The sequence below is a fragment of the Gammaproteobacteria bacterium genome, assembly GCA_029881255.1.
GTDB lineage: Bacteria > Pseudomonadota > Gammaproteobacteria > S012-40 > S012-40 > JAOUMY01.
In genome coordinates, this window is record JAOUMY010000034.1 from 1 (window position 1) to 6151 (window position 6151).

General features: G+C 43.2%; 10 protein-coding genes and 1 pseudogene. 1 reads left to right on the forward strand and 10 read right to left on the reverse strand.

The features are described from left to right. Window positions 1-113: transposase (locus tag OEZ43_21835; GenBank protein ID MDH5548221.1), on the forward strand; the 113-nt coding region annotated here is incomplete at its 5' end. Between the two features lie 217 nt (window positions 114-330). Here the strand turns inward: OEZ43_21835 and OEZ43_21840 are convergent. The 10 genes and pseudogenes from OEZ43_21840 to OEZ43_21885 form a co-directional block, all read right to left on the reverse strand. Next, a pseudogene (locus OEZ43_21840) lies at window positions 331-555 on the reverse strand (zinc ribbon domain-containing protein YjdM). Further along, window positions 548-1720, reverse strand: coding sequence for an FAD-dependent monooxygenase (locus tag OEZ43_21845; GenBank protein MDH5548222.1), 1173 nt, complete (start codon window positions 1718-1720; stop codon window positions 548-550). Before OEZ43_21845 ends, OEZ43_21840 begins: the two are co-directional and overlap by 8 nt. Before the next feature lie 60 nt (window positions 1721-1780). Continuing rightward, a complete protein-coding gene (locus tag OEZ43_21850) occupies window positions 1781-2071 on the reverse strand; it encodes a TfoX/Sxy family protein (protein ID MDH5548223.1) in 291 nt (96 codons plus the stop codon). 22 nt (window positions 2072-2093) lie between these two features. Further along, window positions 2094-2402 carry a DUF1330 domain-containing protein gene (locus tag OEZ43_21855; protein ID MDH5548224.1) on the reverse strand — a complete coding sequence of 103 codons (309 nt, stop codon included), beginning with the start codon at window positions 2400-2402 and terminating at the stop codon, window positions 2094-2096. 70 nt (window positions 2403-2472) lie between these two features. Further along, window positions 2473-2877, reverse strand: coding sequence for a VOC family protein (locus OEZ43_21860; GenBank protein ID MDH5548225.1), 405 nt, complete (start codon window positions 2875-2877; stop codon window positions 2473-2475). A gap of 27 nt (window positions 2878-2904) precedes the next feature. Further along, window positions 2905-3342: a hypothetical protein gene (locus OEZ43_21865; protein ID MDH5548226.1), complete on the reverse strand. Its 438-nt coding sequence runs from the start codon at window positions 3340-3342 to the stop codon at window positions 2905-2907. 160 nt (window positions 3343-3502) lie between these two features. Further along, window positions 3503-4141, reverse strand: coding sequence for a hypothetical protein (locus tag OEZ43_21870; protein MDH5548227.1), 639 nt, complete (start codon window positions 4139-4141; stop codon window positions 3503-3505). A 101-nt stretch (window positions 4142-4242) separates the two neighbouring features. After that, on the reverse strand, window positions 4243-4704 hold the full coding sequence (locus OEZ43_21875) for a hypothetical protein (GenBank protein MDH5548228.1): 462 nt from the start codon (window positions 4702-4704) through the stop codon (window positions 4243-4245). Between the two features lie 103 nt (window positions 4705-4807). Further along, the gene (locus tag OEZ43_21880) at window positions 4808-5428 is read right to left on the reverse strand and encodes a methyltransferase domain-containing protein (GenBank protein ID MDH5548229.1); all 621 of its coding nucleotides are present in this window, start codon (window positions 5426-5428) and stop codon (window positions 4808-4810) included. A gap of 150 nt (window positions 5429-5578) precedes the next feature. Continuing rightward, on the reverse strand, window positions 5579-6151 hold a 573-nt coding region (locus OEZ43_21885; protein ID MDH5548230.1), incomplete at its 5' end, for an NADP-dependent oxidoreductase.

Here is a 6151-nt window from a genome sequence, read left to right on the forward strand (position 1 = left end):
GGGCCTGGATGTTGGAATACAACGAGGAACGCGATCACGATTCTCTTCAAGGAATGACACCTGTTGAGGTGTTGAAAAAATACGAACTCTCTACTTTAGGACTGTCAACCTAATGGGGAAGCTTACGATCCCACTGCCAACTTTTCAATGTTAAAAGAAGAAAGTGTAGGAATCGGAATAGACCGTGATGCAATGAAACTATACCGCGCCACTGAGACGAATTTAGGCCAGCTCGAAAACTATGACTTGATGACAGGGAATGTGTCCACCGAAAAAGGTGTTTAGTTCGGCACACTGGCAGATTGGCTGCGATCGGCGCAATAGCTGAGCTCACACCTCGGAACGACTACACCTTTTTACAAACCCCGATTTGAGTTTCATTGGCCCAATACCGTCGATTTTGCAATCGATATCGTGGTCGCCTTCAACCAGCCGTATGTTTTTGATCTTGGTTCCTACCTTGACTACCAGGGATGTTCCTTTTACTTTCAAGTCCTTGATTACCGTAACGGTATCACCGTCGCTCAATACATTGTCATTGGAATCCTTAACTAACAATGCGTAACGGTAATCCACTAGACCAGGCACGTGACATTGCGCGTGAAACGTTTGCAAAGTCGGTTTTCTTACTATTTTCGTTTCGTGTATGGCAGTAGTCCTTATCACGATTAAACAATGACGCTGCGAAGCCTCTTGCAGCCATAATTATATTGCTGGTCTTTTCATAGCGAAGCTGAGTAAATTCCGAAAACGCGTTCTGCAAATCACCTGCATTCTCTGATAGACATTGTGACAGGTGCCATGCGTCTTCCAGCGCCTGGCAGGCACCTTGACCTGATGTAGGCAACGGCGCATGTGCTGCGTCGCCAATCACAAGTAAATTATTCCTATGCCAAACACTCATTGGGTCGTGATCGTGCACGTAAATCTTATTGATACTCGCAGTCGGTGTCTCGTCTATCATTTTGCAAACAGTCGTTGGCCAGTTAGAAAAAATAACCCGTAGATCAGATTTGTACTCAGAGGGTTTTCGTTGACCTAACTCATCGCTTGCAACACCGCCCGCCCAATAGGCCTTGTTCTTAGTAATCGGCACAATTCCGAATCGTTCGCCGATACCCCAGTAATCCGCCACTGAAATATCTTCGAAGACATCTTCCGAAGATTCAAATACCCCTATCCAGTTAACAAAGCCCTGGTATACCGGCTTGTTGTCCTGTTTAACGTATTGCCGTGCATAAGAGGCCATACGCCCATCGGCGCCGATGACGATGTCAGCCTCGATCGTCGTGCCATTCTGAAAAGAGACTTGCGCGCGCGCTCTATCCGACGTTTCTATATTCGTCACAGCATGTCCATATCGTATATCTACCCCTAGGGCCTCTAACTTCGCAATTAAAATTGCCTGGAAATCACGTCTGAGTATCGACATGCTCGGGTATCCCATCGTTTGGTTAATCAGTTCGATACTGATTGCTCCCAAATCTTCACCCGAACTGGATAGTCGACGCATCTGTCTGGGATAGCCCGAAACGGCCTTGATATCCTCCAGGACACCTATTCTTTCTAGAACAAATGCCGCATTTGGCCATACAACAATACCTGCGCCGATATTGGACGGTGCCATACTTCTTTCGTATACACAGACTTCAAAGCCGGCTTGTTTTAAGGCAATCGCGCTGCTAACACCCGCAACGCCTCCTCCAAGAATGGCAATCATATAGTTGGATTTCCTTCAATTTCTATTTCTAACAACGCTCGAATAACTAGAGTACTGGTACTACAAGCCGTCATTCTTAATAAGCTCTTCCAACTCCTTGTATCCATCAAGTTCAAACAACAGTCTTTCCTTTTCGGTTTTCGCGATATCTTTCCAATCTCTGTCCTCAAGCGCGCCTACCAATGCGTACAAAAAATTTAGGCTAGGTTTGATGCTGCATTCTTTCTTAAGTCGGATAAACGCCTTTACAGCACCTACACGCTGCAGATCACTCTTTGTATAGATGCCAATTTCGTTTAAACATTGTTCAGATTTCGGACCGAATCCCTTGAGTTTGCTAAGTTCTGCCATCCATGCGCTACCGTTCGGGAAATTAAGTTGTTGGCTGAGGGCCATCATAGCCTTCAATAACCACCAGATCAGCAATAGTCACCTCTTTTCGGATCGCAATCGCTGACTGATACTCTGGTGAATTCCAGCAATCAAGGGCGTCCTGATAGCTAGGGAACTCGATCACGGTGTTACGTAACCTGGCCTCACCCTCCATGCACTCGCTCATCCCCGCACGTATTACAAATCTTGCCTTGTATTTCTTTAATGCGACTGCCGCTGCCTCGGAGTATTGCTTAAATTTATCCTGATCCGACACATCAATTCTGAGTATCCAGTAGCCCTTGTTCAATTCATCCCTCCGTTAAAACTATATCTGTCACATGAGAACGATATCAAAAGTGACGGGAATTTGCTCTACTCTATGTGTTTCCAGGCCATATAAACTCGATACGAATACCGCTTGGGTCATAGCACATCATGTGTTTTGCTGGACCTGCTCCGAGCAACTCAGGTGAGAACTCAATTTCGACATTGTTTGCCTGCATGTGTTTGTATATCTGATTGAGAGAGCCTTCATCCGATACGGTCAGCGCAATATGATGCAAACCAATATTTCGATTCTTATCAAAAGCCGCAAACGGTTCCTCTTTGGTTGCCCATAAAGTAAGCATAATCGTACCGTCACTAACAAAAATTGCAGGATAGTCTTCCCGTCTTCGCACTTCATTCCAACCAAGCAAGGAAGTGAAAAAGTTCGCGCTCTCCTCCAGTTTTGAAACGGTCAAACCCACATGGTGAACCCCTTGAGTAATGGCTCTATCCATTTTTACTCCTTGTATTAATGAATTCAGCTATTTTGGCAGATAATGATGTTCCAAGAATCGATTCCAGCCTTTCTTCGTTTGTGCCTCAACGACCCAATAAAATCCGTTTTCATCGTCGGGCCAATAGACATTGCGTGCTATTCCAGCGGGCATGTGCGCTTTAAAACCGATTGCGCTCGGATGTACATCGGAGACATCAGTAAGAACGCCCTGAGAATGTTTTCCGTCTGATGTAAAAGACCAAAAGGTGAGATCTTTATCTTCGCCTGGCCCAAATAATGCGATTTCATCGTACTGACTATTATCGAACACCCACGTCGCATTAAGTTCAACGAATTTACCCGTCAATACCTTTTGAAAGTATCGTTCACAAATCCCCTCTCCTTGTGGAGAACTAAACCGAGCAGTCCAGGTACCAATAAGTGGTTCGAATATACCAAGCTTTCCTCTTCCTTTCTTCCACACAGCTTCCTCCTGTTCTGCCTAAAACCGATGTTTTCCTGAGGCGACAATTATAAATGCCAGTATTTTGAAATATGGTGTCATAATAGCGAATAGTTACGTGATGCTATAATTCATTTAGATTTCTTAATACGTCTTCCGCCAAATAAAATATGTATTTTTTCTAAAATACGTTGTACGGAAACAAGACAACATACAATATATGGAACCCACCTACATTTCGCTTAACATTATCGGCGTTATTCGCAAATACGGTAGTGCTGCTAATAGTGGTAGTGGCATAGGAAAATTCGAGAGAAATTCCAGAGTATTTTGCTTTTTCGCCTACCTTAAATAGGCACGTCAATTTTCCCCAAATTCCGTAGCCGTCATCGGACCTATAACTAGTGGCAAGGCTACCTACATTTCTTTCGACATCAGACTTGAACCCCCCGAATTCACCCAGAAACAGTAGACCAGCATCGCCGTAAAAACGATTACCATATCCCAGCCTATACTCCCTTATACTCAAATCGGACATTACACCTTCGATGGAACTCCTGATAGCCAATGAAAAATATGTAGTGTTGTCTTTCTTAAAGGGACTTAGGTAAACTGATGCACCTAGCTGTAGGTGAGTAGTATTGCTGGTTGTACCATAACCCGCATTATTTCCCCATTCGCCATCGAGTAATTTTATGCCTGCTGTAAAATCGTAAGCAAAATAGTCGGGTAATCCACCGCCATCCGCATTAGCGTTTGGTGAAGAAAATATAAAAAATATGCAGCAGATTAGCGCATAAACTTTCGTGGCGTTTTTCATTTGCGATCCGATCCAAAACGATTTGTAAATCCACAAAATTAGCGATTTCTGGCTCGGTGAGTATTTAATCTTTCTGTATAAGCCTGAACCTAAAGCGTCCTCTATTCTCTTGTCCAATACTTTAGAAAATTAACATTCTTTGGTCTTTTTTCTGGTGTTGATCCGTCGTTTTCATCATCTACCAGCCCAGTATACAGCTTGTCGTTTTCGATGAGTATCAGGTCGTAAAAATATATGGAATCCTCTATGGCATTGAATTCCAGAGCCATGACGCCGTCAGCTGATACGAACTCATTCCCTATTTGGTAAGTTCCTGCCTTTTCTAGGTCAATTTGATATATTCCAGAGCATGATGATACAGAATACTTTAAAAACGAAACGCTGAACTCTTCTTCGGTGAAGATAAGCTGAGATTTTGACGATTGCCCTCCTTCCTTCTCCTCACATAGGCCGTTCCAAGTACCGACGACGCCTATCTCACTACCTTCTTCTCCGGAACCACATCCAATTACTCCTAAAAGGAATGCAAGTAAAAATATTGTTGCTACAGAACGGATATTCATATTCCCAGTCCGCATTTGAGTTCAAAAAGTTGAACGTTCTGAATCGTATGGCTCGATCTCGACTCCCAACTCTTTCAAATTGATTTTTGACAAAAATCTCCCGCTAAGACATCTTTTGGCCAGTAATCCAAAGAAAGGTCTCACCCGCTATTGTGTGTTTCTCACTAGACTCAACCGAAAGTCCAACTCGCTCTAACAGCGAATATAGAATCTCAGGCTTATCGTGACTATAAAACAACTTTTCGCCCATAAACTCTTTATAGCCATCAAACTCGCTTTTGCCTGTATACTCTTCTGTAGCATAAGTGAATAGAAAACAACCACCTTGCTTGAGCCACCCGTGGATCTTTTTAAATACGGCCTCGTGCTGATCGCGACTTATATGAAACAAGCTATAGATTCCTGTAACCGCATCGAAATATTCGTTCTCAAACTTTACGTTACAAATATCAGAGTGTATTGCATGCATTTCTGGAACATTCTGATTTGCTAGAGCAATCATCTTTTCTGAAAAATCGACTCCCGTAACATTCCATCCAAAATCCACAAAAGAACGCGCAAATGGAACACCTGCGCCACACCCCAAATCAAGCAGATTTCCGTTTTTTGAAATTAGCCTCGATTGGAAATCGTTAATAATCTCATCGATGTTAAACACATCACGACTTCCATCGTACGATTCCGCAAAACGATCATAAATCGCCGAAAGTGAATCTGTTTCCATCTATTTGCCTCCATGCAATGTAAATTTTATCTGACAAGGTCCTGGTTCTCCCTATGCTAGCGCCTGCATAACTGAATATTGGGCTTCGATCTGTATCTTTTGTACCGCGTTCAGACAAACGTTACTGTCAGTTTATTATTCTTCGGCGTGTTATTCACTTTCAATGCGGATAATGATTTTTCCCTTTGCCCTGCCTTTGGCGCTAATTTCAAAAGCTTTTTTTATATTTTCTAATGTAAAGACAAAATCGATTACCGCTTTTATTGACTTCTCATCAATAAGCCCGGCAATTTTTGCTAATTGGCCGCCGTCTGCATACATTAAATGATGTTTATACACGGCACCATTTTTGGTGGCAAGTCGCTGATTTTTCCATAGGTTGATTTTACTGACTAACTTAACAATAAAGTTAGAAGTGTATTCTGAAACCGTTTGTGGCTCCGGTATACCCAGTATGCTGACTAAAACACCACCCGGTTTTAGAACCCGGTAAGACGACTTATGCACCTGGCTGCCAAGCGTATCCAATACAATATCATAATCGCTTAGTACATCTTCAATCGCCTGGCTATGGTAATCGATTGTTTCATCCGCACCCAAACGTCGCAACAGTTCAAAGCTGGATTTACTGCCTGTTGTGGCAACATATGCGCCCATTGCTTTGGCAAACTGGATAGCAAAGGTACCCACACCACCGGAACCGGCATGAATCAGAACTTTGCT